Here is a 26,373-nt window from a genome sequence, read left to right on the forward strand (position 1 = left end):
AACTTTTTCTTATGTCTAGATTAAGCTGTATTCACTTTATTACTTCCCGCCCCTAGAAAGAGCAGCTATGCACCACACCACACTCCGAATCGCGACGGCAACCGCACTCGCATCCTCCCTGGTACTGAGCGGCATGACTGGCACGGCACACGCCGAAACCACCGCAACGGTGCACACCAACGCCGATAACAACGGCACGACAGTGACCACCAACGTCACCACCAACACCACCGCAAACGGTGGTGTGACCAAGGAAGAAGCAAACGCGCTTGAGGTCGCCGGAGTTGTGGTTGGGCTCTTGGCAGTACTCGGGGCCCTGATGGCCGGGTGGCTATACTTCGCTGCCCCGCACATGGGCCTGAACTTCGGCCCCCGCCTCTAACGAGTGCAACGGCCCTCACAGCGCCAGGATCTGCTCTGGCAAACAATCATTGGGTTCGTAGGGTTCTTCACCCTGCTCGCCTTCGTACAGGCCGCCATCAACATCACAAAGCCCGAGCCATCAATCTGGCCGGGCCTCGTTCTTGCCGCCTTCGTCGCAGCACTGTGGCGGCTGATTCGCCGGTGGCGCCAGTGGCGCGCAGGCGAAGACTAAATCACTCCTCGCCGAGCAGACGCTCACGCAGCGCGGCGTCCTTACGCTCAACTTCAGCCGCCATGTCGGACTGGTACTTCGCCGGCGATTAATGCGTCTACGAGTATCATGCCACCCACAATAAACACCCACACGCTGCACAAACAAGCGATTGTGAGAAGCATTCCACTTTCAGCTCAAAAGAGAACCGGCAGCCCAATCCATACGCCTAATATAGGTCTGGTTTTTGCCGCTGCGATCGTGCGCAGGGCAGGATTCGCGCTGTGCTAGTGTCACCAATGTGACACGGGGTGCACCCCGAAGTGGTGCTGAGATCAGACCCGTCGAACCTGCTCTAGCTCAACCTAGCGAAGGGATGTCCCACATGAATGCACCTGCCCTGCCCCGCATCCTCACGATTGCCGGCACCGACCCGACCGGAGGCGCAGGCGTCCAAGCCGATATCAAATCCATCCAGGCCGCCGGCGGCTTTTCCTACAGCGTAGTGACCTCGCTGGTCGCCCAGAACACCACCGGTGTGCAGGAGATTTTCACCCCGCCGATCGACTTTCTGCGCACACAGCTGCGCTCCGTCACCGATGATGTGGCGATCGACGCGATCAAGATCGGCATGCTCGGCACCACCGAAATCATCGAGGTCGTGCGCGAATTCCTCACCACACACGCACGAGAGGCCGCGGTGGTGTTGGATCCGGTGATGGTGGCGTCGTCAAGCGATAGGCTCCTGACGCCCGAGGCGGAAGTCGCGCTGCGCGAGCTCGCCTCGCTTGCCGACATCATCACGCCCAACCTCCCCGAACTCGCCGTCCTCACCGGCGAAGACCCGGCCACCGACTTCGACACCGCGATCGCGCAGGCGCAGGGGCTGGCGAAAAAGCTGGACACAACCGTGATTATCAAGGGCGGGCACCTCACCGGCCCGCGCGCAGACAACGCCGTGGTGACCGCCGAGCGCGTCCACCACGTGTCGGTAAGCCGCGTGAACACGAAGAACACGCACGGCACGGGCTGCTCTTTTTCCTCGGCGCTGGCGACGCGCCTGGGCGCCGGCTTCGATACGCCGGCGGCGACCGAGTGGGCGTCGCGCTGGCTGTACGAGGCGATTGCGCACGCCGACGCGCTCGCCGTTGGACACGGCCGCGGCCCCGTCGACCACGGGCACGTCGGCCGCCGCATGCAGCGCGCCGCCGACTGCAACCCCGAGCGCTTCCTGCGCATCGACGCCCCACCAACCGCGCCACTCGCCACGCCTGCTGGCCCGTACACCCAGGCGCTGTGGGACGCCTCGGCGCCGTACCTCACCGCGATTATGGAGCTGCCGTTCATCCGCACGCTTGCCGACGGCACCCTCGACCACGCCGACTTCATGTTCTACCTCGAGCAGGACGCCTACTACCTGACCAAGTACGCGCGCTCGCTGCACGCGCTTGGCGGCGCGTGGGCAAAGGATGCGGACGCCGCGATCACCGACGAGCAAGAGATGCAACGCACCTGGCTCGCCGATCTTGGCCGCGAGACGCTGCCGTCGCCGGTCACACGCGCCTACACCGATTTCCTGCTCGCCTCCGCCCTCGGCGAGTCGGCGGCGATCGGGCAGGCGGCGGTGCTGCCCTGCTACTGGCTCTACTACGAGGTCGGCGCGCGCCTCGCGGAGCACAACCACGCCTCGCATCCCTACCACGACTGGCTGGCCACCTACTCGGGCAACGGTTTCTACGAGGCGGTGCGCGGCGCGATCGACCGCTGCGAGGCCACCCTTGAGGCGAACCCCGACGCCCTGGACGCGGCGGTGCGCGCGTGTGCGGTCGCCTCGCGCTACGAGCGCGATTTCTTCGACCAGGCCGACCGCGCGTGGGTGGTGCGCGATGCCTAAGTCGCTCGACCTACGCTGCTATTTCGTCACGGGCCAGCCTACCGCCGATGTCGCGCGCGTCGCCGCCGAAGCCGCGGCCGGCGGGGCGGGCGTGATCCAGGTGCGCAGCAAGCCGATCGCCAAAGCCGACCTCGAGCGTCTCGCGTGCGAGGTCGCCGATGCGGTCGCCGCGGCGAACCCGCGCACGCGCGTGCTTATCGACGACAACGTTCCCCTCGCCGCCCGCCTCATGCGCACCCACCACATCCACGGCGCGCACATCGGCCAGGACGACATGGACCCGCGCGCCGCGCGCGAACTGCTCGGGCCGGACGCGATCCTCGGACTGACCACCGGCACGCTCGCACTGGTGGAGGCGGCGAACGCGTACGCCGACGTGATCGATTACGTCGGCGCGGGCCCCTTCCGCCCGACCCCGACGAAGGACTCCGGCCGCGCCCCACTTGGCCTCGACGGCTACCCGGCGCTGGTCGAGGCCTCGCAGGTACCGGTCGTGGCGATCGGCGACGTACACGCCACGGATGCCGCCGCGCTTGCCGCCACGGGCGTGGCCGGCGTGGCGATCGTCCGCGGTTTCATGCACGCTGAGGACCCGCGCGCGATGGCGGCGGGTATCGTCAAGGATTTCGAGGAAGCGTCGTGAGTAGTTTCGAGCACGTCATCGTCGGCGCCGGCATCATCGGCCTGACCACCGCGTTCGAGCTCACACGCCGCGGGGTGGATCCCCGCAGGATCGCGCTGGTGGACCCGGCCCCGGCAAGCGGCGCGACCAACGTGGCCGGCGGCATGCTCGCCCCGGCCGCGGAAGTGCAGTACCGCCAGGAGCCGCTCTATCCGCTGATGTTGGAGTCGGCGGCGCTCTATCCTTCGCTGATCGCAGACCTGCCGGGCATCGAGGTTGGGTACCGCACCGAGTCGACCTTCGTGGTCGCCGCCGACCGCGCCGACGCTACCCACCTGCGCGAGCTCACCGAGCACCAGCACGCCCATGGCATGGACGTCGACCGCCTCACGCTGCGCCAGGCGCGGGCGCAGGAGCCGGGCCTAAGCCCCCAGCTGGCCAGCGTGGTGGAGATCCCCGGCGACCACCAGGTCAACCCGCGCATGTTCGCCGCCGCTCTGCTGCGCGAGCTTGCATCGCGCGGCGTGACGCTGGTTCGCGAGCAGGCCACAGCACTGCGCTGGGAGGGCGAAACCTGCGTGGGCGTCGAAACCAGCACCGGCAGCCTGCGCGGCGACACCATCTACGCGTGCAACGGTCTCGGTGCCAGCGCGCTCGGTCTGCCGCTGAACCTGCGACCGGTGCGCGGCGACATGCTGCGTCTTACCGGCCGCATGCCGGTCGGCCGGGTCGTGCGCGCCTTCGTCGAGGACCGCCCCGTCTACATCATCCCGCGCACCGACGGCACCATCGCCGTGGGCGCAACCAGCCGCGAAGACGCGCGCGTGCGGCCCGCCGTCGATGGCGTGTATACGCTGCTTCGCGACGCCATCCGCGTCGTCCCCGCCATCGAGGACTGCGAGCTGGTTGAGGCGCTCGTCGGCAATCGCCCAGGCACGCCCGACGACCTGCCCTACCTGGGGCTGCGCGGCGAGAACCTGGTGGTCTCCACCGGTTATTTCCGCCACGGCATCCTGCTGGCAGCGCTCGGCGCGCGCGTCGGCGCCGACCTCGGGCTGGACCGCGAAACCACCGTCGATATTTCCGACTGCGACCCCGGCCGCCACGAACTGTAAAGGAGCATCATGCGCATCATCATCAACGAGAAGCCCCATACCTTCGACACCGCGCCGACTGTGCGGTCGCTGGTCGAGGAGGTCGTCGGCCACGCAGAAGGCGTCGCCGTCGCTGTCAATGGCAAGGTTGTGCCCGCAAGTCGCTGGGACAGCTCGCTTGCCGACGCCGACACCGTCGACATCCTCACCGCCGTCCAAGGAGGCTAGACGTGCTGAACATCGCCGACAAGAAATTCGACTCCCACCTGATCATGGGCACCGGCGGGGCGACCAGCCAGCAGTTGCTCGAGGACGCGCTGGTGGCCAGCGGCACGCAGCTGACCACCGTGGCGATGCGTCGGCATGCCGCCCGCACCAATGGCGGCGAGAGCGTCTTCGAGATGCTCACCCGGCTCGGCATCGATCCCCTGCCGAATACTGCGGGCTGCCGCACCGCCCGCGACGCGGTGCTCACCGCGCAACTGGCGCGCGAGGCGCTCGGCACGAACTGGGTCAAGGTGGAGGTCATCGCGGACGAGCACACGCTGCTGCCGGACGTCGTCGAGCTTGTCGACGCCTGCGAGCTCCTCGTCGCCGAAGGCTTCGTCGTGCTTGCCTACACCTCCGACGACCCGGTCGTCGCCGCCCGCCTGGAGCAGGTTGGGGTGCATGCGGTGATGCCGCTCGGCTCTCCGATCGGCACCGGCCTTGGCATTTTGAACCCGCACAACATCGAGCTGATCTGCGCGCGTGCGCAGGTGCCCGTGCTTCTCGACGCCGGCGTCGGCACCGCTTCCGACGCCACCTTGGCCATGGAACTCGGCTGCGACGGCGTGCTGCTCGCCAGCGCGGTCAACCGTTGCCAGGACCCGGTCGCGATGGCGCGTGCGATGCGACACGCGGTCGAGGCTGGCCGGCTCGCGCGGGATGCGGGTCGGATTCCGCGGCGGACGCATGCGGAAGGGGCGTTGGCGTCGTCAAGCTTTGATGGCCTAGCGAGCTGGGCGGATGAGGTCCTATGAGCCTGTCTCACGCTGAGCTGCGGCGCACCGCGCGCCAAACGCTGCTGCCCGGCTTCGGGCTAGCGGGCCAAGAGGCGCTGAACCGCGCGCGGGTGCTTGTCATCGGCGCGGGCGGGCTCGGCTGCCCGGTGATGCAGGCGCTGGCGGCCACAGGTGTCGGCACGATCACGGTGATTGATGATGACGTGGTGGATGACACCAACACCCACCGCCAGATTCTGTTTAGCGCCTCCGACGTGGGCCGGCCCAAGGTGGAGGTGGCAGCCGAGCAGCTGCGCCGACACCGCGCAGACGCCACGATCGTGCCGCTGCGCAAGCGCCTCGACACCTCCAACGCACCTGGGCTGTTCCGCGAGCACGACCTGGTCATCGACGGCTCCGATACCTTCACCACGAAGTTCCTCTCCGCCGACGCCGCCGAAATTACTGGCACGCCCCTGGTGTGGGGCTCGGTGCTGCGCTTCCACGGCGAGCTCGCGCTGTGGTACTCCGGACCGGATGCACGCGGGGTCGGGCTACGCGACCTCTACCCCACCCACCCGGCACCCGAGGACACTCCGGACTGCGCCACCGCCGGCGTGCTCGGGGTGACGACCTCGGTCGTCGGCGGGCTGATGGCCACGGAGGCCGTGAAATACCTCGCGGGCATGGACGCCGAGGTCGGTGTGCTCCATGTCTACGAGGCGCTCGCCGGGACGCTCCGGCGCTTCGAGGTCGCTGCCGACCCGCAGCGCGAGCTGGTCACCGAACTCGTCGCCGAAGCTGCCCCGTGTATGCTGCCGCCAGACGGCGAGAAAACGCGCCTACTCGTGCAGGTCGCGGATGGTCACGCCACAGCGCTGGACGTGCGCGAACTCGGTGAAAAAGCGATCAAGGACCTGCCGCACGCGTCCTTCCACCTGCCGGCCTCGGTGTGGCGCGAAGACCCGGACGCCGCGCTCGCACTGCTCGATACGCTGCGCGGCGCGGGCGAGGTCGTGGTCTACTGCGCCTCCGGTAAGCGCTCGGCCGATTTCGTTGCGCGCTTCGGCGAGGCTGCCGCCGCGCGCGGCCTCACTCTGCACAGTTTGCCGGGCGGGGTCTAGCGACCCCTAACGACGCTGCGCCGCTGCGATCTCGGAAGTGTTCTGCGCCGTCTTGATCGCCGAGACCATGAATTCGAGGGTGACGCGCGCGCTGATCAATGAGAACAGCGCGAAAAGCGTACCGAAGAGAAGGAAGCCGATCAGCATGAGCAGGCCGGTGCCAAAACCAACACTAAACGTAGCCAGCGACACCAAAAGGCCGAAGACCCCAGCACAGTCCGATGAAGACTGCGGAGATCAGGTAGATCACGCGGGCGAACTTCAGGGTGATGTACTGGGAGAAGGAGAAGTCGAAAAGCGCGGAGAAGAAGCCGTCGGCGGTCTGCTTGCTTTGCGCGGCGTTGAAGTTGGCGATCATGGGTGTTCCCTTTCAGTCGTATTACAGGTGCACTACGAACTTATACCCGGGTTAACGCGCTCCCGCTTCGTTTATCCAGGTTGGTTACTCAGTCAGCAGGCTTTCGCCTCTGGCTTCCAGGAGTTGTTCCATCTCGTGCATCTCAGCGGTTTGCACGTCGACCATTTGTTGAGCCAGTTCCACGAGAGGCTGGTAGCCGCCGTTGTCGATTTGGTCTTGGGTCATGGCAACGGCACCCGCGTGATGGAAATGCATGAGCTGGAGGAACCGGGTGTCTGCTTCCTCGCCCGAAAGTGATTTCAGCTGGTCCATCTGTTCTGGAGTGATCATGCCATTGGCAATGTGTGGGGCGTGATGTGCCATCAAGTCACCCTGGTCCCATTGTTCAGCCCAGTCGACCATGGTGTCGATTTCTTCTTGTTGCCCGATTTTAATCCGTTCGGCCAAGTCCGCGGTGGCTTCGCTGATGCCATCGGCGGCCAGGATGATCTCGCTCATGTCCACGGCTTGCTGGTGATGCGGTGTCATCATCGCGAGAAAATGCAAATCGACCCCATTGACTTCTGCGGGTTGGTTGGCCCCGGCAGTCACTGCGGCACCGTCCTTGTCGGTCTGGGGCGCGTCTGTGGCGTCTTGGCCATCTCCGGCGCATGAAGCCACGCTGGCCCCCAGTACTGCAACGGTGATCAAGCCGGTGATGCGGCGATGTAAGTGTGTCATGAATGGAGCCTTCCTAGGACTGAAGCACATGGCACCAAAAGTAGCACCATCGGATGTACTCTAGCGCATTTTGTGCATAAGGCGTCGCCACACAACCCGCGCCGCGGAGTGCGGCAACGCAACGAGCTCGCGCGCGTAGTTCTTCGGCCGGGAGCGGCGCGGGGTGCGCGCAGGCACCATCTCCACTGGAATCCCCAGGTGCCAGGCCCACACGCGCGTGCGGCGCACGTGGAAGTTGCTGGTCACCACGATCAGCCGCGGCGCGTGCGGGAACAACGCGCGGGTACGCTCGAGGTTTTCGTTCGTCGACGACGCATGGGGCTCCTGAATGATCAGTTCACGGGGCACGCCGCGCTCGACAAGCCAGCGAGCCATCACGGCCGCCTCCCCGCGGCCGGTGACCACGATGGCGCGCCGCACGCCAGCGTGCGCGTCCGTCCGCCAGCGGAGCAGTGCGCTGCAGAGCCGGGCGTGCAGCATGCGCGACGGGTGGCCGTCGACAATTCGCGCACCCAGCACCACGATGGGACTGCTACTCACCCAGCAACCGGCTGCGCAGCGCGGCATCCTTACGCTCAACTTCGGCCGCCATGTCGGCCTGGTACTTCGCCATCTTGTCCACTAGTTCCGGATCCCCGGCACCGAGCATCCGAACAGCAAGCAGGCCCGCGTTCTTCGCGCCGCCGATAGACACCGTCGCGACTGGAACACCCCCTGGCATCTGCACGATGGAAAGCAGAGAATCCAGCCCGTCAAGGTCCTTCAATGCGCGAGGGATACCGATGACTGGCAGTGGCGTTGCCGCGGCAACCATCCCCGGCAGGTGGGCTGCCCCACCGGCGCACGCAATGATGACCTGGATGCCACGTTCATGTGCTTGCTTCGCATAGGCAAGCATCTTCTCAGGGGTGCGGTGCGCGGAGACCACCCCGACCTCAAACGGCACCCCGAACTCCGCAAGTACCTCTGCGGCAGGCGCAACCGTGTCCCAGTCCGAATCCGAGCCCATGATGAGGCCAACGCGTGCGTTCATGAAGAAACTCTCCTCCTGTTAGTACCAGTTCGCGTGAACAATAAAGTGCGCGGCGTGCTGCGCAATTGCCAAGGTGGACGTGGCGTCGTAGCCGGTGACGTTGACGTGTCCCATCTTGCGCCCAGGGCGCCAGCTCTTGCCGTACAGGTGCACCTTGGCCTCCGGGTAGCGGCGCATCACCTCGATGACGCGCTGCTCCATCGGCATCTGCGGATCCTCCTCCGCACCGAGAGTGTTCACCATCACCGTGACCGGCTCGAGCGTGTCCACGGACCCGAGCGGCCAGTTCAGGACCGCGCGCAGGTGCTGCTCAAACTGGGAGGTCACGCAGCCGTCCTGCGTCCAGTGCCCCGTGTTGTGCGGGCGCATCGCAAGCTCGTTGACCAGAATTTTCGACGCCCCGTCCTCCCCGATGCACTCGAAGAGCTCAACGGCGAGCACGCCCGTAACGTCAAGCTTGGTCGCAATATTGGTGGCAAGATCACGGCACTGTTTCGCCACATCAGCCGGCAGTTCTGGCGCTGGAGCAATCGCGATATGGCAGACGCCGTCCGCCTGCCGTGACTCGACGACGGGCCACGCCTTGACCTCGCCGTCCCGGTTGCGCGCCACCATCGCGGAAAGTTCGCGGGCGAAGTTCACCTTTTCTTCCGCGTAGAGCACAACGCCCTTCTCAAGCAGATCGGTGACCAGCTGCTCGCACTCTTGCAGGGTCTCTGGGAACCAGACGCCGTGCCCGTCGTAGCCTCCGCGCGTCGCCTTGACGCACACGCGGCCGTCGACAAGCTTCCAGAACTCGCGGGCGTCCTCCACGGAGTCAAACTTCGCAAACGGCGGCACCGGTGCCCCCAGCTCCTTGAGCTTGGTGCGCTGCTCAAGCTTGTCCTGGGCGTAAATCAGCGCCTGGGGGCGCGGCTCCACGTTGTAACCTTCGTCCAGCAGGCGCTGCAGGAACTCGTTTGGGACGTGTTCGTGGTCGAACGTGATCGCCGAGGCACCCTGGATGGTTGCGTGCAGGTCGTCGAAGTTGGTGTAGTCACCAAGCTGGACGTCACCAAACACCTGGGCGGCCGAGGCGTCCGGGGCGCCTGCGAGCACCCTGGGCTGCATTCCAAGTTCGATGGCTTCCGTGTGCATCATTCTGGCAAGCTGACCGTCACCGATAACGGCAACTCTGGGCATTCCTTGAGCGTCTCTCACAACGAACTACCTTAGCCTTATGGGCGCTACGATGTGGGCATGACTGAAACGAATCCCGCGATTGTTCGCCATACCATCTTCCAAAACTCGTTGATGACCGCGCTTCTCGACGGCATCTACGAAGGCGAACTGACCATCGGAGACATCCTCGGCAAAGGAAACTTCGGCCTTGGCACCTTCGACGGGCTCGACGGAGAGATGATTATTCTCGACGGCGTGTGCTACCAGCTCACCAGCGACGGCAAGGCGCGCGTCGCAAGCCTTGACCAGCGCACACCGTTTACCGTGGTCACCAACTTTGTGCCGCGCATCCGCGTCGACGCGCCGAAAGGGATGCGGCGCGCGGAACTGGCCGAGTTCATCGACGCGCTCGAGCCGAGCCACAACTTCTTCTACGCCGTCAGAATCACCGGCACCTTCGACGAGGTGGTCACCCGCACCGTGACCAAGCAGGAGAAACCGTACCGCCCCATGACGGAGGCCATCGGCGATGACGCCGAGCACCACTTCACCGACGTACACGGCATCATCGGCGGCTTCCGCACGCCCGCCTACGCCAAAGGCATCGGGGTGCCCGGCTGCCACGTCCACTTCATTGACGACGCCCGCACCGCCGGCGGCCACGTGCTCGACTACACCATCAACGACGCCGTCATCGAGCTGTGCCCCGCCACCGACATGGATCTGCACCTGCCGATCACGGCAGACTTCCAGGCAGGCAGCCTCAGCCCGAGCGACCTGGACAGCCAGCTGCACACAACGGAAATTAAGGAGTAGTTAGCGGCGGCGCAGGCTCTCGTCCAGCGCACGCTCCACCGCACGCGCCTTCCCCACCTGCGGGAAGAACACCGGCTGGTCGAACCCCCACAGGGCGATGGACAGCCCGCCGCGCTGGCGTCGAAAAGAATGAATCTGGCGCAGCGGGATGGAGTCGACCGCACCGCGCGCCGAGCGGGCGAGGATGCGGCGGTCGGTGAGCAGGAAGCGCTGGCGGCGGTGGCGAACCACCGGCAACACAAAGCGCCACACTGACAGCAGCGCCCACACCGCAACCACGATGTTGTGCGCCTGGGGGTTCACAAACGGGGTGACGTCCATCCAACCGATGGCAATCCAGGCGATCCCGGTGATCACGATGAGCTCGAGCAACGGGAAAATAAGGCTCGTTAACGGCGGGTTCGTGTCGGCGAGGACGGCCTCGCCCTCTGCCAGCTGAAACTTCACCCGCGACTGTTGCACGGCACAGATCCTACTGTTTCGGCCGGAGGTGGTGCACATCTCCGACGCTGTACGCCGTGCCGTCGATGATCACTTCGCCCTCATCGTTGACCCCGTCGACAGTGCCGATCGCTTCACCATCATGCAGCTCAATGCGCACGTGCTGCCCGATCGTGCTGCACACTTTGCGGTAGTCGGCCAGCAGCTGCGGGTCGCGCTGCTGCCACTGCGCGAAACGCTCACCCATCGCGCACAGCACCTGCGTGGTGAAGTCCACGAAGTCGACGTCGATCCCCTCGAGATTCAGCGCCGTTGCGGTGGGGATGGGCAGCTGCTCGGGCTCGAAGTTGAGGTTGATGCCGATGCCGACCACTACGCGCCCGTCCGCCAGTCCGGAGAGAATCCCGGCGAGCTTCTTCCCGCCGATCTGCACGTCGTTCGGCCATTTGAGCTGGGCCTGCGGCACGACGTCGGTCACCGCGACGCCGGGCGCGATCGACAGCAGCCCGAACGGTGGCGGGTTGTCGTCGATGCGCAGCACCATGCTCATCGCCAGCTGCGCACCCTTCGGGCTGACCCACTTGCGGCCAAGTCGCCCGCGCGACGCCGTCTGCTCCCCCGCGATGAGCACGGTGCCGGGTTCGCCTTTGTTGAGGAGATCGTCGTTCGTCGACCCGGTGGTTTCCACCCAGCGCACCACCGGCCAATACTTTTCGACGCCCCGCTGGAGCCTGCTCAGTTCTTCAGCATTCATGTTGACCTAATCTAGCGCTACTGTTAGACACATGACGATTCAACGTTTCCTCCGCAAGGCACTCATCCCGACGTTCGGGGTGGCCGGCATCCTGCACTTCATCAAACCAGAACCTTTCGATTCGATCGTTCCCGAGTCCCTCCCAGGTGAGGCCCGGACGTATACCTACGCGTCCGGCGCCGCGGAGTTGGCAGCTGCTGTGCTGCTGGCCGCGCCCAAGCTTGGCCCGGCGTCACATGCGGGACACCAGAAACGTGCGCCGAAGCTGCGCAAACTCGGTGGTGGCTTCGCAGCAGCGCTCTTGCTGGCCGTGTGGCCTGCGAACTTCGAGATGGCCCGCCAGTGGCGCAACAAGCCGTGGCAAAAGCAGGTGATCAGCATCGGTCGACTTCCGCTGCAGCTGCCGCTGATCTCAGCTGCGTGGAGCATTTTCAAGGACCCGAGCATGCGCTAAGCGCGTTGCCCGTGCCGTGTTGGCGTCCTGGCACCTGAAACATAAGGGCCCCGCCGCGCGATTTATAATGTGGTTTTCTTTCCGTGCTAGTTAGACTGAGGCGATATGGGCGATAAATCTTCTTCCAAACCTGACATGTCGACGACTGCAGGCCGTATCCAAGATCTGCGCAACCGGCTTGACGAGGCCCAGGCGCCGCTTGGCCAGGACGCGATCGACGCGGTCCACGAGGCCGGGGACCTGACTGCGCGTGAGCGTGTCGAGCGTTTGCTGGACGCGGGCTCCTTCGTGGAGGTCGACGCGCTGGCACGCCACCGCGTCGAGGCATACAAGATGGACCGCACCAAGCCGTCGACGGACGGTGTCGTGGCAGGTTACGGCCTTATCGACGGCCGCCGCGTGTGCGTATTCTCCCAGGACGCCACCATTTTCGACGGCGGCATCGGCGAGGTGTACGCCGAGAAGATCCTCAAAGTCTACGAGCTGGCCGCAAAGACTGGCGTGCCGGTAATCGGGTTCTACGACTCGCTCGGCCCGCGCTGGCAGGAGGGCGTCGTCACGGCTCACATGCAGGCGAAGATCCTGCGTGCTGCGACGCAGGCTTCTGGCCTGTTGCCGCAAATCGCCGTGGTTGCCGGCGAGGTTGCCACGCTTGCTGCCACCACTGTCCCGCTGGCTGACATGCGCATCATGGTCGACGGCGCGAGCCTTCACCTGGCCGCAACCGACGTCGCCTCCAAGGTCGCTGGTAGCGAGGTGACCGCGGAGCAGCTCGGCGGCGCGGACGTCCACGCGGCCACCACTGGTGTTGCAAACATTCGCGTCAGCACCGACGAGCAGGCTGTCGACGAGGTGCGCAAGCTCATGAGCTACCTGCCGCTGAACAACCGCGCGGCTGCTCCCGTGGCTGACGCCGCCGAGGGCGCTGACGCCAGCGTGCTTGACTCCCTGGTTCCCGACGAGGACGCCCAGCCATACGACATCACCACCGTCATCGAGACGATCACCGACGGCGACTTCTACGAGCTCGGCGGCGCCCACGCCGGCAACGTCGTCACCGGGTTTGCGCACATTGACGGTCGGGCGCTCGGCATCGTAGCCACGCAGCCAAGTGTGCTCGCTGGCTGCCTGAGCGCCGACGCTGCCCGAAAGGCCGCGCGCTTCATCCGCACCTGCGACGCGTTCAACCTGCCGCTGCTGCACATCGTGGACTGCCCAGGCTTCGTCCCGACCGTCGAGGAGGAGCAGGCAGGCGCCCTGTCCGCTGCGTCCACGCTGGCGTACGCCTTCGCTGAGGCCCAGGTGGGCACCATTACTGTGATCACGCGCAAGGCGCTCGGCACCGCCTACTCGGTGCTCGGCTCGAAGGGCCTGGGCGCTGACCTTGTCTTCGCGTGGCCGACCGCGCAGATCGCGCTGGCTGACGCACCGACGGCTGCTGAGGCGTTGGGCGTCGATACGCAGGCGTACGAGGAAGAAAACCTCAACCCCTACGTCGCTACCGAGCGCGGCCTTGTCGACGCCGTCATCGCACCTAGCGACACCCGCGCCCAGGTCGTGGAGGGCCTGCGCCTGCTGGAGCGCAAGGTTGTCTATCCGCCGCAGAAGAAGCACGGCAACCTGCCGCTGTAACCACGAAAGGAACGTATGTCTTCCCTCCCCTTCGACGTTGTGAAAGGCAACCCCTCCCCCGAGGAGGTCGAGGCGCTGCGCCTCGTGCTGGAGCAACTGCAGCAGCAGGCGCAGGCGGCGAAGCGCGGGCAGCGCAACCTGTGGGGCGTAGCGCCATCGCCGGTGCATGCGCCGACTCTGTTTAACCCGCTCGCGTTCTCCCCTTCGACGTACTCCTAAGCCATGCGGATTGTTCTCGCCTCACAGTCGCCGTCGCGCCGAATGTTGCTCGAGCAGGGCGGCATCAAGCCGGTGCTTCGGCCCGCCAACATCGACGAGGATGCGGTGATCGCCTCGCTTGTCGACGCCCCACCAGCGCACACCGTCGCCGCCCTCGCCCGCGCTAAGGCTGAGACCGTCGCCGGCGAGTTCCCTAACGACGTCGTGGTCGGCTGCGATTCCATGCTGCTTCTGGACGGCCAGCTGCTGGGCAAGCCGCACACCGTTGAGGCCACGATCGAGCGCTGGCGTGCGCAACGCGGCAAGGCCGCAGAGCTGCTCACCGGCCACGCCGTCGCCTACAACGGCGAGTGGGTCACGGACACTGTGCGCACCACCATCCGCTTCGGTGAGGCAAGCGACGCCGACATCGTCGCCTACGCCAATTCCGGCCAGCCGCTGCAGTGCGCGGGCGCGTTTACGCTCGAGGCGCTCGGCTCCTGGTTTATTGACTCCATTGACGGCGACCCAACCAGCGTCATCGGCTTGTCGATGCCGCTGCTGCGGCGCTGCCTCTATCACTTCGGACTGGACACGTCGGAGTTCTGGGTATCCTAGTCGGCATGAAGTTCAACGACATGCTTGCCCCTGACCCGATCCACCTCCCAGAAGACCCAGCCACCGGCTGCGATCTGCTCGCCGACGCCACCGCCGTCGCACACCCTGACTCCCCCGCCGTGTGGGCCGCCCGCGCCGAGCGCGAGCTGGCAGACGGCGACACGATCGTCGCCTACGCGTACGCCCGCACCGGCTACCACCGCTCGCTCGACCGGTTGCGCGCCAACGGCTGGAAGGGCTGGGGCCCGGTTCCGACCTCACACGAGGCGAACGTGCCGGTGCTCAAGGCTATCGCGATGCTCGCCCTGGCCTCCAAGGCCATTGGCGACGACGCCGAGTACGACCGCTGCCGCCAGATGCTTTCCGATGCCGACCCGGACAGCGTAACTACGCTGCTCTAAACCCCGGGCGGCGCCATGGCTCGTATGGCTAAACGCGACTAGGCGAACTTCGCCTCAACGCGCTTGATTGCCTCCTGCGCAACGAGCTCCTGGATGCCCATGTCGAGCTCGGAGGTAAAGCCAACGCAGGAGCAGTTGATCTCGCCGAGCACGTAGGTGTCCTCGCCGTTCTCGCCGTCGGCCAGCATGAAGTCCGCGGTCCAGATGAGCGGGATGTTGTCGCCGCCGAGGTTCTCGGCGATGACCGGGCGGGCCTCAGCGAACATGTCGATGAGCTCCTGCCATGCCTCTGGCTTGTCGTAGGTGTACGTTGCGCCGGAGAACAGGGTTGCAGAGAAGTTGTCGCCGCCCTCTGCCGGCTTCTTGTGCACAACGAACACCGGGTGCGGGCCGACGAGCAGAATGCGGATCTCGCCCTCGACGATGCGTGGCATGAAGCGCATGTCCACCAGCATGCCGTTGTCGCCAACGATGTACTGGTTGCAGAAGGTCATGAACTCGCCGAGCTCGCGCGTCTCGGTGTGGTTGTCGACGGCCTCGGTGCAGCGGATCTTGGTGTCCAGTGGCAGCGCGGTGCCCGGCTCGACGGAGGCCGCGAGGTCCTCGTCAGCGATGCGGACGCGCCAGATGCCCTCGCCGGTTGAGCCACGGTTCTGCTTCAGCACGCGCTCGCCGTAGGACAGGGACGTCGGGAAGGTCTCATGGAAGGTATCGACGTCGTAGTAGGCGGCGGTGTCGGACGGGACGAGGTCGGTGTCCTTCAGCTTCACCAGGGCGTCCTTCGCGCCGTAGGCCATCATCTCGCCCGGCGTGGACATGCCGACCAGGCCCGCAACCGAAAGGCTGGTGAGCAGGTCGAAGTAGCCCTTCTCACCGCCAGGGATGTTGCCTGGGTTTACGCGGGAAATGTAGCCGTCAAAGTTCTCGGAGACGTAGGTGTAGATCGCGTCTTTCCACTCGGGGCGGTAGAAGACAACTTCGGCGTGCCATCCCATAGCCTTGATCGCGTTGACGATCGGCATGGTGTCTTTCCGGTGTCCGTCGAAATACTTATCCGAGCCGCCCTCGACCTCGAATACGACGATAGCTTTATGCATGGGGCACCTTTCTAGTCATTGTCCCACCTTGTGGGTGGAAACGGGTGTCTATATGTTCCAATTAGTAACTTTATTTGGCAGGATGAATTTTTCCGCACTCGCCTGGGAAAACGTGCCCAAATTCACACCGCGTATAACCCCCGTGAATACACCCTGCGCACGCGAGTGACACCGAGCACACTGGACCCGTTTTTGCGGAATTTTGCGTCACCTATTTTCCTTGACATGTAGGGTGAGGGGCAGTAAATAACTTCGCTCTGTGTTATTGGCCATTGCTATTGGAGGTTAACTCACCGTGGGCATCGAACTCGACGATCACTCGCAGTTTGCGAACTACGCACATCCGGAACGATTCGTGTCAGCCGCGTGGCTTTCTGCACGCTTGGGCATGCCGGGTCTGCGGGTGGTCGAAAGCGACGAGGACGCCTTCCTCTACGACATTGGGCACATCCCAGGCGCCGTCCGGATCGATTGGCACAACGACCTCAATGATCCTGTGCAGCGCGACTTTATCGACGGCGAGGCCTTCGCAGAACTCATGAGCGCGCGCGGCATCTCCCGCGACGATACCGTGGTGATCTACGGCGACCGCTCCAACTGGTGGGCCGCCTACACGGCGTGGGTCTTCGAGCTGTTCGGTCACCCGGATGTGCGCATCCTCGACGGCGGCCGCGACGCCTGGATGGGTGAAGAGCGCGATACCTCCTTCGCGGTGCCGGAGTACCCACGCACTGAGTACCCGGTAGTCGAGCGCCAGGACGCCCCGCTTCGCACCTTCGCATCTGAGCTGCTGCAGGAAACCCCCGCCCAGCTTATCGACGCCCGCTCGCCCGAGCATTACGCAGGAGCAGAGGCGGCCGCAAAGGATGGTGGCGTCGATACTCTGCGCCACGGGCACATCCCCGGCGCAGTGAACGTGCCGTGGGGCAACTCCGTGTTCCCGAACGCGCGCCTCAAGGGCAGGGACGACATTGCGCACGTCTATAAAGACTTCGACCCTGCTACACCGACTGTGGTCTATTGCCAGCTCGGCGAAAGCGCGGCCCACACCTGGTTCGTGCTGAAGCACGTGCTCGGCTTCGAGCAGGTTTCGCTCTACGACGGCTCGTGGGCGGAGTGGGGAAACATGGTGCGCGTGCCAGTGGAGCGCGGCGAACGCTAAGCCAGAACAGGTTGGCGGCCAGTCGCACCGGACTTCTAAGCACATATCAGGCAGGTGGCGGTGGCGTAGTCGCCGTCGTGGCTGAGCGAGAGTGATACGACCGGTCACGTCAAGCTTTGCGAGGACAGGGCGGACCACTTCCCAGCCCATCCCGTTTGTGGGGCTCAAATTTGCGTTGGGCGACGGACCTTTGCGTATCAAAAGAGCCAGAAGTCGTCGCCATCGGTGTCGCTGCCATCGATGCGCTTGATGACGCGCCCTTCCTAGGAAATAATGAGAATGACCTCGTCGATTCATTAATCAAGCAAATAACCAGGAGTTGGGACTCCGAGAGCAGGTGACATAAATGGAAAAGCGCCGTACCCCTAATCAAGAGTTTTACGTCCCAAAGACCAACGTTCCTCCGAACGCGGGCCAGATCGCCGCGGCCAAGCTCATCATGAAGCGCCACCGCGAGGGCAAAGGCCGTGTGGAGATCACACCGAAGATCCGTTACCTCGCGAACTACGGAGACTAATTCTGAGTCTCTCCTGCTCTCCAACCCATTGCCAGGTTGGCTGCCAGGAATCACTTTCCCCGTGTCTGCACCCCGCGGCTACGCATAGGATCGCGGCGTTGAGTGCGCACACAAGCTCGGCGGTCACCGGCTGCCGGTCGTGTTTCGCACGCAGCGCAATTCGTGCAGCGTCCTGCAGGTCTTGGAGCAGCTGCAAGTCAGCCCGCGAGGCGATTCCGGCAGTGCTGCCATTTGCCAAGAACTCCTCAGTCGCAAGCCGTCTGGTACGGAGGTTGTCGAAAACCTTGCCCGCCGAATAGATCACTGAGGCAAAGTCGTCCATCCGTAGCATGCCTCGTAGTGTAACGCTGGGGTGCCACGTGGCGTCGGCAAGCAGGCACTTGGACGAGTGCCCTGTGTGTTCCGGCGCCAAGCACGAACCCCCTGGCACGCAGTAAGCGCTGGCTCGTCGACAAGCACAAACTGATAGTCTGTCGCCAAATGCTTTCCGACGCCGACCCAGGCAGCGTCACCACACCCCTCTCATCTAACCCCAGGACGAAACCATGACACGCATGCTTTTCAACCGCGCATCAGCTGCCACTCTCGCGGTATTGGCACCACTGACCTTCACCGCGTGCAGCTCCGAAACAGACACACCACCCGTCATCACCATTACACAGACCACCGTGGTGGAAGAGCCCTCGTCCTCAGACACCCCTGACACCGCCTCATCGCCTGCCAAGCAGCCAGCGCAGCAGAATAATGCGGATGCGTGTGTCCAGCTACCCAATGATCCACGCGAGGCATACCCCTCCAACTCGACGCCCGGGCGCATGCCCGCTGATGATGGCAGCGACTTCAACTACTGGATCGAGGACATCGACAATCACTACGACCCGTGTCAGCGTCTGAGCTGGATCATCTTCCGCGGCTCACTCGGGGACAAGGACCGCCCAGCTGGCACCGGCGCCTCCATTACCGACGGAGTAGCGTTCTACGTCGACGGCAAACCGATCAAAGAGATGAAGGCTTTCGGTCGCATCGACAACATCGAGCCGCTCGGGGATGGCGCTGCTGTCTTCGAATGGTCGGAGCGCGGCAATTACACCGCCGAAGGCTTCGTCAACCACTACTCTGCTGAGCTTCGCGCCACCGACGGAGGCATCGCAGCGGCCTCGGGGGACGTCGAGAAGTTCCACGAAAGCTGGGACTCCTCCATCAGCTACCTGCTGGGCACGTATGATTAAGCGCGCCCCCGCGACGCGTTTCATGCACTCCTCGCTATGAGAATCGCTGGGACCTACCGGCAAGTAGTAACATAGGGTGGCAAAATCCGATATATTTCGGCAAAGCTCAGACTCTTTGAGAAAGACGGGATTTTTTGTGCCTATTCACAATCAGCAAGTGACCAAGGTGTTGGTTGCAAACCGCGGCGAGATCGCGGTGCGCATCATTCGTGCTGCCCAGGATGAAGGCATCGCGTCCGTTGTGGTGTACGCAGACAGCGACGCGGCCGCACCATATGTTTCCCTTGCCGATGAAGCGTTCGCCCTCGGCGGGGAAACCGCCGCAGAGACCTATCTGGACATGGCGAAGCTGCTCAAAGTGGCGGCGGATTCGGGCGCGGACGCCGTTCACCCCGGCTACGGTTTCCTCGCGGAAAACGCTGAATTCGCACAGAAAGTTATCGACGCCGGTTTGACCTGGATCGGCCCCTCCCCCGAGGCTATCGCCACGCTGGGTGACAAGGTGGCGGCCCGCGCCATCGCCGAAGCTGTCGACGCCCCGATGGCCCCCGGCACGAAACATCCGGTCGCAGACGAACAGGAAGTCCTTGCGTTCGCAGATGAGCACGGCCTCCCGATCGCGATTAAGGCCGCCTACGGCGGTGGCGGACGCGGTATGAAGGTCGCACATACGCGGGAAGAAATCCCGGAGCTGTTCGAGTCCGCGACCCGTGAGGCCGTTGCCGCTTTCGGCCGCGGCGAGTGCTTCGTGGAGCGCTACCTGGATAAGGCTCGCCACGTTGAGGCGCAGGTGCTCGCGGACCAGCACGGCAATGTCGTGGTCGTGGGTACCCGCGACTGCTCGCTGCAGCGCCGCTTCCAGAAGCTTATCGAGGAAGCCCCTGCACCGTTCCTCACCGATGAGCAGCGCGAGCGCATTGAGCGCTCCGCCGAGGCGATCTGTAAGGAAGCCGGCTACTCGGGCGCAGGCACCGTAGAGTACCTGGTTGGCGCTGACGGCCTGGTGTCTTTCTTGGAAGTCAACACGCGCCTCCAGGTAGAGCACCCGGTCACTGAGCTGACCACCGACCTGGACTTGGTACGCGAGCAGTTCCGTATCGCCCGTGGCGAGCAGCTCAGCATCACGGAGACCCCAACGCCGCGCGGGCACGCATTTGAGTTCCGCATCAACGGCGAGGACCCAACCATCAACTTCATGCCTTCTCCTGGCCCGATCAACGTCTATCGCGAGCCAGCCGGGCCCGGCGTGCGCGTGGACTCCGGCGTGCGCGAAGGTTCGGCGATTAACGGTCAGTTTGACTCGATGCTGGCCAAGCTGATCGTGTACGGCGCAACGCGCGAGGAAGCGCTGAATCGTGCCCGCCGCGCGCTTGCGGAATACGTCGTCGAGGGCATCCCGACCGTGATCCCCTTCCACCGCGCAATGGTCGAGCACGACGCCTTTATCGGCGACGGCACCTCGTTCGACGTCTACACTCGTTGGATCGAAGAGGCCTGGGACGGCGAGATGCCAGCCGTCACCGCAGCTGATGATCAAGGTGTGGAGGGCGAAGCAGGCGTCGATAAGCAGGTGTTTGCCGTGGAGGTTGACGGCCGCCGCATCGAGGTAGCCCTGCCTTCCGCACTCGTGCCCGGTGCGGGCCCTGCCCGCAAGCCGAAGAAGCGCCGCGCATCGGCCGCGAAGACCGCCGCATCCGGCGACGCCGTGACGGCGCCGATACAGGGAACTTTGATCAAGGTCAACGTGGCAGAGGGCGACACCGTCGCTGAGGGCGACGTCCTCGTCGTGCTCGAGGCGATGAAGATGGAAAACCCGGTCAAGGCGCACAAGGATGGCGTCGTGACGGGCCTGGCAGCCGAGCAGGGCGCTCAAGCGGCCAAGGGCGCAACGCTCATGGAGTTGAAGTAGCCCATGGACTTTAGTTTCCGTCGGGCCACCGAGTCCGACCGCACGTACCTCGAGCGTATTTACTTCCTCGCCGAGGCGCACGGTGATGAATCGAGCGAACTGTTCAGTGACTACCCCACCTACGCCGCAGGCTACATCGGCGACTGGGATCCGGAGCGCGACGGCGGCGTCATCGTCTACGACGCCCTCGGCGTACCGGCCGGGGCGATCTGGCTGCGGTTCTGGGAGGATACCTCCGCCGTGGGGTGGGCAAACCTTGGGCCGGATATCCCCGAGTTCGCCATCGCGATTGAGGCCCGCGCGCAGGGCAAGGGCCTGTCACGCACGCTGATTGAGCAGGCTTGCGAGCTCGCGCGCGACAAGGGTGCGCGACAGCTCGCTTTATCTGTCGACGCCGACAACCCCAAAGCGCGCCACGTCTACGAGAAATTCGGCTTCCGGGATGTTGCCGATGCCCCACACCCGGGCACGATGGTTATTGACCTCTAGCCGCTGCGATTGAGCGCCACGATTCGACGATAGAGACGATGTCGGGTGCCGCGGCGACGAGTACGCCCAACACGATTGCCAGCACGACTGGCAACACACCGCGCACTGCGGAGTCATCCTCGGAGGACAGCGAGTCCAGGCGCTTGCCCAACTGCGCCCCTGCGTTCGCAGCCGTTTCTACTGGGCGCTTGGCGGTGTGCACCACGGGGCCGTCGATATGGAACCAGCGCTTGAGCACCTCGATTTCGTCATCGCTGCCGTAGTCGCGGCCGTCTTCCGGGTGAACCGCGCGGGAAAGCCCGCGCACGCCCGACGATGAGGAGATGTTGCTCACGCCCGAGTACGGCCCGATCATTCCTTTGCCTTCGACCCACACGGGTGCACCGGAGTCGCCTGCCTGGCCATCTGGGAGCGTGCTGAACACCGTGTTGCCGAGGCGCGCAGCGAACGAGCCGCAGCGCTTCGCCTTCGTCACCCCGCCGTAGGTACACACGCGATCCTTCGAGGTCAGCGTCGTGCCTGGGGAAATAAGGGTGTCTCCGCTGAGCCAGTTCGGGCCGAGGGCCACGCCGTCGTCCCAGACCACCATGGCCCAGTCGTTCGCGGTGTAATCCTCCTCATCGCGGTACAACGGCGAGGGGATAAACGTTCCGGTGAGGCCTTCGGCCCCCTGGACGGTGACACGATCCCCGTTGCTGCCACAGTGGGCGCTGGTGTAGCTCACGCCCTGGTTTTTGTCATTCATCGCGACGGTGCATTTCACGTTGCTACCAACAACAATCAGACCCCCCTGCTGCACCACCGGCGCCGCGACCGCAGCCCCGTGTGAGATACCAAGGGCCAACGCCACAGTGACGGCCCCGATGCCGCGTGCAGTTCCTCCTCGCATAGGCCACAGGGTACCGCACGGCCCTGGCTGCGCCTATCCGTAGTAGTCGCGTTACAGTGGCACCATGACACAAAACAAGTCGTTTACTCTACGCCAAGCCACCGAATCAGACCGCATGTACCTGCAGCGCCTGAACTTTCTTGCGGACGTATTCGGCGATGAAACCGCGCCCGTCGGGCACGAGGAGCGCCTCGGGGTGACCGACTACGTGGACCACTGGGACCCGGAGCGCGACGGCGGCATTATCGCCTGCGATGAGTTCCGCACCCCCGCCGGTGGCGTGTGGCTGCGCTACTGGGATGACCCGGATGCAGGCCACGCAAACCTCGGCCCCGACGTGCCGGAGCTCGCCATCGCGGTGGAACGCCGCTTCGCAGGCCACCGGCTCGGCTCGAAACTGCTACGCGCAGTCATTGAGCTTGCAGCGCAACAAGGCGCGCCCCGCGTCGCTCTCTGGGTTGACCCAGACAACGAGCGTGCGCGCCACCGTTACGAGCAGTTCGGCTTCACCACGGTTGCCGACGTTGCCAATGTCATGGTGTTTGACTGCAACGTCGGCTAACTGCGGCGAGAAACCCTTTAGGAGATCACGACGACCAGGTCGCCGCCCTCCACCTTGGTTGCCTGCGTGAAGGCGACTCGCTCGATGGTGCCGTCCTTCGTCGCCGAGATCGCGGCCTCCATCTTCATCGCTTCGATAGAAGCAACCTGGTCGCCGGCCTTGACTTCGTCGCCAGGCTTGACGGTCACGTTCACCACACCAGCGAACGGTGCCGCAACGTGGCCTTCCTGCGACGGATCAGCCTTCTCCACCTCGGCGACTGTGGACTCGGCGTTCTCGTCCCTGACCTGCATCGGACGGATCTGGCCGTTGACCGTCAGGATGACCTGGCGCATGCCCTTCTCATCGGGCTCGCCCACGGCGTCAAGGTTGACCACGAGCGGCGGCAGGTGATCCTCGAGCTCGCCGTACCAGATCATCGTCTCCTCACCCTCAACAAGGCCGTAGAAGAAGGTGCGGTCCGACAGGTGGTCCGTGATGCCGTAGGTGCGGCGGTGTTCCAGGAACTCCTTGTACTGCTTCGGGAACAGCAGCTGGTCCAGCGCAGCACGGCGCGTCACGTGGTCCTCGGAATCAAGGTCACCAGCGAGCTCTTCCGGCACGTCCACCGTGTGGTCGACTTCCTGGCGGTCCTCGAGCGCCTTGTCGCGCAGCAGCGGCCAGCCACCCGGAGGCGTACCCAGTTCACCCTGCAGGAAGCCGATGACGGACTCAGGGATGTCGTACTTGCGCGGGTTCTCCGCGAAGTCCTTCGGGTCCACGCCCGCACCCACCAGGTGCAGCGCAAGGTCACCCACAACCTTCGACGACGGCGTGACCTTCGTCGGGCGGCCGAGGATCTCGTTCACCGCGGCATAGTAGTCCTCGATGAGCTCGAAGCGGTTGCCCAGGCCCAGCGCCTTCGCCTGCGTACGCAGGTTGGAAAGCTGACCGCCCGGGATTTCGTGCTTGTACACACGACCGGTCGGGCCAGGAATACCAGATTCAAACGGAGCGTAAACCTGGCGCACGGCCTCCCAGTACGGCTCGAGGTCGCTGACAGCCTGCAGGTCAATGCCGGTGTCACGCTCGGTGTTCGCGAAGGCAGCAACGAGTGCGGACAGCGACGGCTGCGAGGTGGTACCCGCCAGCGGTGCCGACGCCACATCCACAATGTCCGCGCCAGCATTTGCGGCCGCCAGGTAGGTCGCTAGCTGGCCGCCAGCCGTGTCGTGAGTGTGCACGTGAACAGGCAGGTCGAAGCGCTCGCGCAGCGCCTTGACCAGTTTCGCGGCAGCGCCCGGACGCATCAGGCCGGCCATATCCTTGATCGCCAGGACGTGCGCGCCGGCGTCGACAATCTCTTCGGCCAGACGCAGGTAGTAGTCCAGCGTGTAGATGTCCTCGGCGGGGTCGAGCAGGTTGCCCGAGTACGCCATCGCAACCTCGGCGACGGTGGTGTTGGTCTCCAGAACAGCCTCGATAGCGGGGCGCATCTGGGAAACGTCGTTGAGGGCGTCGAAGATGCGGAAGATATCAATGCCTGACGACGCCGCCTCGTTCACGAACGCCTTCGTCACCGAGTCCGGGTACGGCGTGTAGCCCACGGTGTTGCGGCCGCGCAGCAGCATCTGGATATTCACGTTCGGGATGGCTTCACGCAGGGCGTCGAGACGCATCCACGGAGACTCGTGCAGGAAGCGCATGCCCACGTCGTAGGTGGCGCCGCCCCACGCCTCTACAGAGGCGAGCTGTGGCGTCATGTGGCCGACGTGCTTCGCCGCAGCGACCAGCGTGTTCGTACGGATGCGGGTTGCCAGCAGCGACTGGTGCGCATCGCGGAACGTCGTCTCGGTCACCCCGAGAGCCGTCTGGTTGCGGATCTTTTCCGCCCACTTCGTCGGGCCGAGCTCCAGCAGGTCGTCGCGGGAGCCACGTGGCAGGTCGCCGTAATCGAACTCCGGCAGTTTCTTCGAAGGACGAATCGAGGTCGGGCGTGGGCCGTTTGGCTTATTGACGGTCACGTTCGCCAGGTAGTCGAGGATCTTGCCGGCATCGTCAGCCGCGGCAGGAGCCTCAAGCAAGAACGGGTGATCGTTGATAAAGCCGGTGTTGATGCGCTTGAAGCGGAAGTCCTCGTCGGACAGCAGCGCGCGCAGGAAGCCAATATTGGTGGAGACACCGGTGACGGTGAACTCGTTAAGCGCGCGCAGTGCGCGGTCGACGGCAACCTGGAAGTTACGGCCACGGCACGTCATCTTCACAAGCAGGGAGTCGAAGTTCGGGGTGATCTCGGTACCGACGTTTGCGGAGCCGTCGAGACGCACACCCGCGCCACCCGGGGAGCTGTAGCCGGTGATCACGCCGGAGTCCGGACGGAACCCGTTGTTCGGGTCCTCCGTGGTGATGCGGCACTGCAGCGCCGCACCGTTCATCTCGATGAGGTCCTGGGTCAGGTGCACGTCCTCGAGCTTCGCGCCCGCAGCGATGTACATCTGGTTCTTCACGATGTCCACGCCGGTGATTTCCTCGGTGACGGTATGCTCCACCTGGACACGCGGGTTCATCTCAATGAAGACGTGGTTGCCCTGCTCGTCAACGAGGAACTCGACGGTACCGGCGCCCTCGTAGTTGATCTCCTTACAGAAGTTCACCGCGTCCTGGCAGATGCGCTCACGCTGTTCCTGCGTGATGTGCTGTGCCGGAGCGATTTCGACGACCTTCTGGTGACGGCGCTGCAGCGAGCAGTCGCGCTCAAACAGGTGCACCACGTTGCCGTAGGAGTCCGCCATGATCTGCACCTCAATGTGCTGCGGGCGGATGACCGCTCGCTCGAGGTACACGTGGCCGTCGCCAAACGCTGCCTCCGCCTCGCGGGATGCCTCTGCCGCGAGGCGCTCGACATCTTCGATCTTCTCGATGAAGCGCATACCGCGCCCACCACCACCGGCGACTGCCTTGACGAAGACCGGGAAGGTGAATTCCTTCGCAATCTCGGCGAGCTCCGCCGGGTCAGTTGACGGCTCGGAGTCCTTCAACGTCGGCAGCCCGGCGCGCTCAGCAGCGTGCACAGCGGCCGCCTTGTCACCAGTCAGCTCAAGCGCCTCTGGGCTTGGGCCGATGAACTTAATGCCGTTGTCGCGGCAAGCGCGCGCAAGGTCTGCGCGCTCCGAGAGGAACCCATAGCCCGGGTAAATTGCATCGGCGCCGGTCTCTTTCGCCGCACGGATAATTTCGTCGATGTCCAGGTACGCCTTGACCGGCTGGCCCTCAACACCAATTCGTACGGCTTCGTCGGCGAACGGTCGGTGGTAGGACTTTCGGTCCTCGCGCGGGTACACCGCGACAGTTTTTGCGCCAGTCTCAAATGCTGCGCGGAAGGCACGAACCGCGATTTCGCCACGGTTTGCTACCAAGATCTTTTTGAATGCCGGGAGGTCATTCAGGGGGAGCTGCTCCATCGATGCAATCCTTCCATACTGTGACATACGTGACAGTTTGAATGTTATTTGGTTGGCCTGACAATCCTAACGCAGGTTGGCGCCACACCACGGGAAAATGCACAATTGCATCTGTTCCCATAGCGATTACCCCCCAAGTTGGGGTCAGCGGTCAACGCCTCTCATATAAAAACAAACAAAACGGATGGTCCGCCCCAAAGGC

The 26,373-nt window shown here is 64.3% G+C and carries 31 protein-coding genes and 1 riboswitch; of the genes, 20 read left to right on the top strand and 11 right to left on the bottom strand.

Going from position 1 to position 26,373, the window contains the following annotated elements; all coding sequences use genetic code 11:
* Positions 1-67: 67 nt before the first annotated feature.
* The 8 genes from BJP05_RS08150 to BJP05_RS08185 all read left to right on the top strand — a co-directional run bounded on the left by BJP05_RS08150 (position 68) and on the right by BJP05_RS08185 (position 6,291).
* Positions 68-382, top strand: a complete 315-nt coding sequence (locus tag BJP05_RS08150; RefSeq protein WP_070362961.1) for a hypothetical protein — start codon at positions 68-70, stop codon at positions 380-382.
* A gap of 3 nt (positions 383-385) precedes the next feature.
* Positions 386-595 carry a hypothetical protein gene (locus BJP05_RS08155; RefSeq protein WP_070362962.1) on the top strand — a complete coding sequence of 70 codons (210 nt, stop codon included), beginning with the start codon at positions 386-388 and terminating at the stop codon, positions 593-595.
* A gap of 276 nt (positions 596-871) precedes the next feature.
* Positions 872-968, top strand: a riboswitch (TPP riboswitch).
* Positions 960-2,468 (top strand): bifunctional hydroxymethylpyrimidine kinase/phosphomethylpyrimidine kinase, encoded by a 1,509-nt coding sequence (locus tag BJP05_RS08160; RefSeq protein ID WP_070362963.1) that lies wholly within the window; start codon positions 960-962, stop codon positions 2,466-2,468. Its footprint overlaps the riboswitch before it by 9 nt.
* Positions 2,461-3,111: a thiamine phosphate synthase gene (locus BJP05_RS08165; protein WP_070362964.1), complete on the top strand. Its 651-nt coding sequence runs from the start codon at positions 2,461-2,463 to the stop codon at positions 3,109-3,111. The genes BJP05_RS08160 and BJP05_RS08165 overlap by 8 nt, the downstream gene beginning before the upstream one ends.
* The gene (gene thiO / locus BJP05_RS08170; RefSeq protein WP_070362965.1) at positions 3,108-4,205 is read left to right on the top strand and encodes a glycine oxidase ThiO; all 1,098 of its coding nucleotides are present in this window, start codon (positions 3,108-3,110) and stop codon (positions 4,203-4,205) included. The genes BJP05_RS08165 and thiO overlap by 4 nt, the downstream gene beginning before the upstream one ends.
* Positions 4,206-4,214: 9 nt before the next feature.
* On the top strand, positions 4,215-4,412 hold the full coding sequence (gene thiS, locus BJP05_RS08175) for a sulfur carrier protein ThiS (protein ID WP_070362966.1): 198 nt from the start codon (positions 4,215-4,217) through the stop codon (positions 4,410-4,412).
* 2 nt (positions 4,413-4,414) lie between these two features.
* The gene (locus BJP05_RS08180) at positions 4,415-5,206 is read left to right on the top strand and encodes a thiazole synthase (RefSeq protein WP_070362967.1); all 792 of its coding nucleotides are present in this window, start codon (positions 4,415-4,417) and stop codon (positions 5,204-5,206) included.
* Positions 5,203-6,291, top strand: a complete 1,089-nt coding sequence (locus BJP05_RS08185) for a ThiF family adenylyltransferase (protein WP_070362968.1) — start codon at positions 5,203-5,205, stop codon at positions 6,289-6,291. The genes BJP05_RS08180 and BJP05_RS08185 overlap by 4 nt, the downstream gene beginning before the upstream one ends.
* Positions 6,292-6,297: 6 nt before the next feature.
* Here BJP05_RS08185 and BJP05_RS11005 read toward each other — a convergent pair whose 3' ends face one another.
* From BJP05_RS11005 to BJP05_RS08210, 6 genes are all read right to left on the bottom strand, one after another.
* Positions 6,298-6,483, bottom strand: coding sequence for a DUF4282 domain-containing protein (locus tag BJP05_RS11005; RefSeq protein ID WP_240492828.1), 186 nt, complete (start codon positions 6,481-6,483; stop codon positions 6,298-6,300).
* A complete protein-coding gene (locus tag BJP05_RS08190; RefSeq protein ID WP_070362969.1) occupies positions 6,464-6,649 on the bottom strand; it encodes a DUF4282 domain-containing protein in 186 nt (61 codons plus the stop codon). The genes BJP05_RS11005 and BJP05_RS08190 overlap by 20 nt, the downstream gene beginning before the upstream one ends.
* Positions 6,650-6,733: 84 nt before the next feature.
* Entirely contained in the window at positions 6,734-7,369 is a 636-nt protein-coding gene (locus BJP05_RS08195; protein ID WP_070362970.1) for a DUF305 domain-containing protein, read from the bottom strand.
* A 60-nt stretch (positions 7,370-7,429) separates the two neighbouring features.
* On the bottom strand, positions 7,430-7,909 hold the full coding sequence (locus tag BJP05_RS08200; RefSeq protein ID WP_071572702.1) for a YdcF family protein: 480 nt from the start codon (positions 7,907-7,909) through the stop codon (positions 7,430-7,432).
* Positions 7,902-8,402 carry a 5-(carboxyamino)imidazole ribonucleotide mutase gene (gene purE, locus BJP05_RS08205; RefSeq protein ID WP_070362972.1) on the bottom strand — a complete coding sequence of 167 codons (501 nt, stop codon included), beginning with the start codon at positions 8,400-8,402 and terminating at the stop codon, positions 7,902-7,904. The genes BJP05_RS08200 and purE overlap by 8 nt, the downstream gene beginning before the upstream one ends.
* 18 nt (positions 8,403-8,420) lie before the next feature.
* Complete coding sequence (locus BJP05_RS08210; protein ID WP_070362973.1) at positions 8,421-9,584, bottom strand: 5-(carboxyamino)imidazole ribonucleotide synthase; 1,164 nt, start codon at positions 9,582-9,584, stop codon at positions 8,421-8,423.
* A gap of 57 nt (positions 9,585-9,641) precedes the next feature.
* On the opposite strand from BJP05_RS08210, the gene budA reads away from it, so the two are divergent.
* Complete coding sequence (budA, locus tag BJP05_RS08215; RefSeq protein ID WP_070362974.1) at positions 9,642-10,379, top strand: acetolactate decarboxylase; 738 nt, start codon at positions 9,642-9,644, stop codon at positions 10,377-10,379.
* On the opposite strand, the gene BJP05_RS08220 is transcribed toward budA, so the two are convergent.
* Together BJP05_RS08220 and BJP05_RS08225 are read right to left on the bottom strand one after the other, a co-directional pair.
* Positions 10,380-10,841 carry a hypothetical protein gene (locus BJP05_RS08220; RefSeq protein ID WP_240492739.1) on the bottom strand — a complete coding sequence of 154 codons (462 nt, stop codon included), beginning with the start codon at positions 10,839-10,841 and terminating at the stop codon, positions 10,380-10,382. It abuts the gene before it with no gap.
* Positions 10,842-10,851: 10 nt separating this feature from the next.
* Positions 10,852-11,574 carry a biotin--[acetyl-CoA-carboxylase] ligase gene (locus BJP05_RS08225; RefSeq protein ID WP_070362976.1) on the bottom strand — a complete coding sequence of 241 codons (723 nt, stop codon included), beginning with the start codon at positions 11,572-11,574 and terminating at the stop codon, positions 10,852-10,854.
* Between the two features lie 31 nt (positions 11,575-11,605).
* On the opposite strand from BJP05_RS08225, the gene BJP05_RS08230 reads away from it, so the two are divergent.
* From BJP05_RS08230 to BJP05_RS08250, 5 genes are all read left to right on the top strand, one after another.
* Positions 11,606-12,028, top strand: a complete 423-nt coding sequence (locus BJP05_RS08230; protein WP_070362977.1) for a hypothetical protein — start codon at positions 11,606-11,608, stop codon at positions 12,026-12,028.
* A gap of 105 nt (positions 12,029-12,133) precedes the next feature.
* Positions 12,134-13,660, top strand: a complete 1,527-nt coding sequence (locus BJP05_RS08235) for an acyl-CoA carboxylase subunit beta (protein ID WP_070362978.1) — start codon at positions 12,134-12,136, stop codon at positions 13,658-13,660.
* A gap of 15 nt (positions 13,661-13,675) precedes the next feature.
* Positions 13,676-13,879, top strand: coding sequence for an acyl-CoA carboxylase subunit epsilon (locus BJP05_RS08240; RefSeq protein WP_070362979.1), 204 nt, complete (start codon positions 13,676-13,678; stop codon positions 13,877-13,879).
* 3 nt (positions 13,880-13,882) lie between these two features.
* Positions 13,883-14,476 (top strand): nucleoside triphosphate pyrophosphatase, encoded by a 594-nt coding sequence (locus BJP05_RS08245; RefSeq protein ID WP_070362980.1) that lies wholly within the window; start codon positions 13,883-13,885, stop codon positions 14,474-14,476.
* 5 nt (positions 14,477-14,481) lie between these two features.
* Positions 14,482-14,877 carry a DUF3151 domain-containing protein gene (locus BJP05_RS08250; RefSeq protein WP_070362981.1) on the top strand — a complete coding sequence of 132 codons (396 nt, stop codon included), beginning with the start codon at positions 14,482-14,484 and terminating at the stop codon, positions 14,875-14,877.
* A gap of 38 nt (positions 14,878-14,915) precedes the next feature.
* On the opposite strand, the gene BJP05_RS08255 is transcribed toward BJP05_RS08250, so the two are convergent.
* A complete protein-coding gene (locus BJP05_RS08255; RefSeq protein WP_070362982.1) occupies positions 14,916-15,974 on the bottom strand; it encodes a Cj0069 family protein in 1,059 nt (352 codons plus the stop codon).
* Positions 15,975-16,269: 295 nt separating this feature from the next.
* Between BJP05_RS08255 and BJP05_RS08260 the strand changes: the two genes are divergently transcribed.
* The 5 genes from BJP05_RS08260 (at position 16,270) to BJP05_RS08275 (ending at position 21,280) form a co-directional block, all read left to right on the top strand.
* Entirely contained in the window at positions 16,270-17,136 is an 867-nt protein-coding gene (locus BJP05_RS08260; RefSeq protein WP_070362983.1) for a sulfurtransferase, read from the top strand.
* 346 nt (positions 17,137-17,482) lie between these two features.
* Entirely contained in the window at positions 17,483-17,653 is a 171-nt protein-coding gene (locus BJP05_RS11335; RefSeq protein ID WP_168156198.1) for a hypothetical protein, read from the top strand.
* A gap of 545 nt (positions 17,654-18,198) precedes the next feature.
* Complete coding sequence (locus BJP05_RS08265; RefSeq protein ID WP_070362984.1) at positions 18,199-18,882, top strand: hypothetical protein; 684 nt, start codon at positions 18,199-18,201, stop codon at positions 18,880-18,882.
* 136 nt (positions 18,883-19,018) lie between these two features.
* Entirely contained in the window at positions 19,019-20,791 is a 1,773-nt protein-coding gene (locus BJP05_RS08270) for a biotin carboxylase N-terminal domain-containing protein (RefSeq protein WP_070362985.1), read from the top strand.
* A gap of 3 nt (positions 20,792-20,794) precedes the next feature.
* A complete protein-coding gene (locus BJP05_RS08275) occupies positions 20,795-21,280 on the top strand; it encodes a GNAT family N-acetyltransferase (protein ID WP_070362986.1) in 486 nt (161 codons plus the stop codon).
* Here the strand turns inward: BJP05_RS08275 and BJP05_RS08280 are convergent.
* A complete protein-coding gene (locus tag BJP05_RS08280; RefSeq protein WP_070362987.1) occupies positions 21,267-22,169 on the bottom strand; it encodes a hypothetical protein in 903 nt (300 codons plus the stop codon). The two genes, BJP05_RS08275 and BJP05_RS08280, sit on opposite strands and share 14 nt — an antisense overlap.
* A 64-nt stretch (positions 22,170-22,233) precedes the next feature.
* Between BJP05_RS08280 and BJP05_RS08285 the strand changes: the two genes are divergently transcribed.
* Entirely contained in the window at positions 22,234-22,731 is a 498-nt protein-coding gene (locus BJP05_RS08285; RefSeq protein WP_070362988.1) for a GNAT family N-acetyltransferase, read from the top strand.
* 17 nt (positions 22,732-22,748) lie between these two features.
* On the opposite strand, the gene BJP05_RS08290 is transcribed toward BJP05_RS08285, so the two are convergent.
* Entirely contained in the window at positions 22,749-26,198 is a 3,450-nt protein-coding gene (locus BJP05_RS08290) for a pyruvate carboxylase (RefSeq protein ID WP_240492740.1), read from the bottom strand.
* Between the last annotated feature and the right edge of the window lie 175 nt (positions 26,199-26,373).

Origin of the sequence: Corynebacterium sp. NML98-0116, from assembly GCF_001767255.1 — a bacterium.
In the GTDB taxonomy this organism is placed as follows: Bacteria; Actinomycetota; Actinomycetes; order Mycobacteriales; family Mycobacteriaceae; genus Corynebacterium; species Corynebacterium pseudogenitalium.

What these genes read in the sequence shown, in the direction of transcription:
- BJP05_RS08150 (WP_070362961.1), top strand. Translation starts at nt 68, where the DNA reads ATGCACCACACCACACTCCGAATCGCGACGGCAACCGCACTCGCATCC.
- BJP05_RS08160 (WP_070362963.1), top strand. Translation starts at nt 960, where the DNA reads ATGAATGCACCTGCCCTGCCCCGCATCCTCACGATTGCCGGCACCGAC.
- BJP05_RS08165 (WP_070362964.1), top strand. Translation starts at nt 2,461, where the DNA reads ATGCCTAAGTCGCTCGACCTACGCTGCTATTTCGTCACGGGCCAGCCT.
- thiS (WP_070362966.1), top strand. Translation starts at nt 4,215, where the DNA reads ATGCGCATCATCATCAACGAGAAGCCCCATACCTTCGACACCGCGCCG.
- BJP05_RS08185 (WP_070362968.1), top strand. Translation starts at nt 5,203, where the DNA reads ATGAGCCTGTCTCACGCTGAGCTGCGGCGCACCGCGCGCCAAACGCTG.
- BJP05_RS08190 (WP_070362969.1), bottom strand. Translation starts at nt 6,649, where the DNA reads ATGATCGCCAACTTCAACGCCGCGCAAAGCAAGCAGACCGCCGACGGC.
- BJP05_RS08195 (WP_070362970.1), bottom strand. Translation starts at nt 7,369, where the DNA reads ATGACACACTTACATCGCCGCATCACCGGCTTGATCACCGTTGCAGTA.
- purE (WP_070362972.1), bottom strand. Translation starts at nt 8,402, where the DNA reads ATGAACGCACGCGTTGGCCTCATCATGGGCTCGGATTCGGACTGGGAC.
- BJP05_RS08210 (WP_070362973.1), bottom strand. Translation starts at nt 9,584, where the DNA reads ATGCCCAGAGTTGCCGTTATCGGTGACGGTCAGCTTGCCAGAATGATG.
- budA (WP_070362974.1), top strand. Translation starts at nt 9,642, where the DNA reads ATGACTGAAACGAATCCCGCGATTGTTCGCCATACCATCTTCCAAAAC.
- BJP05_RS08225 (WP_070362976.1), bottom strand. Translation starts at nt 11,574, where the DNA reads ATGAATGCTGAAGAACTGAGCAGGCTCCAGCGGGGCGTCGAAAAGTAT.
- BJP05_RS08230 (WP_070362977.1), top strand. Translation starts at nt 11,606, where the DNA reads ATGACGATTCAACGTTTCCTCCGCAAGGCACTCATCCCGACGTTCGGG.
- BJP05_RS08235 (WP_070362978.1), top strand. Translation starts at nt 12,134, where the DNA reads ATGGGCGATAAATCTTCTTCCAAACCTGACATGTCGACGACTGCAGGC.
- BJP05_RS08240 (WP_070362979.1), top strand. Translation starts at nt 13,676, where the DNA reads ATGTCTTCCCTCCCCTTCGACGTTGTGAAAGGCAACCCCTCCCCCGAG.
- BJP05_RS08245 (WP_070362980.1), top strand. Translation starts at nt 13,883, where the DNA reads ATGCGGATTGTTCTCGCCTCACAGTCGCCGTCGCGCCGAATGTTGCTC.
- BJP05_RS08250 (WP_070362981.1), top strand. Translation starts at nt 14,482, where the DNA reads ATGAAGTTCAACGACATGCTTGCCCCTGACCCGATCCACCTCCCAGAA.
- BJP05_RS08255 (WP_070362982.1), bottom strand. Translation starts at nt 15,974, where the DNA reads ATGCATAAAGCTATCGTCGTATTCGAGGTCGAGGGCGGCTCGGATAAG.
- BJP05_RS11335 (WP_168156198.1), top strand. Translation starts at nt 17,483, where the DNA reads ATGGAAAAGCGCCGTACCCCTAATCAAGAGTTTTACGTCCCAAAGACC.
- BJP05_RS08265 (WP_070362984.1), top strand. Translation starts at nt 18,199, where the DNA reads ATGACACGCATGCTTTTCAACCGCGCATCAGCTGCCACTCTCGCGGTA.
- BJP05_RS08275 (WP_070362986.1), top strand. Translation starts at nt 20,795, where the DNA reads ATGGACTTTAGTTTCCGTCGGGCCACCGAGTCCGACCGCACGTACCTC.
- BJP05_RS08280 (WP_070362987.1), bottom strand. Translation starts at nt 22,169, where the DNA reads ATGCGAGGAGGAACTGCACGCGGCATCGGGGCCGTCACTGTGGCGTTG.
- BJP05_RS08285 (WP_070362988.1), top strand. Translation starts at nt 22,234, where the DNA reads ATGACACAAAACAAGTCGTTTACTCTACGCCAAGCCACCGAATCAGAC.
- BJP05_RS08290 (WP_240492740.1), bottom strand. Translation starts at nt 26,198, where the DNA reads ATGTCACAGTATGGAAGGATTGCATCGATGGAGCAGCTCCCCCTGAAT.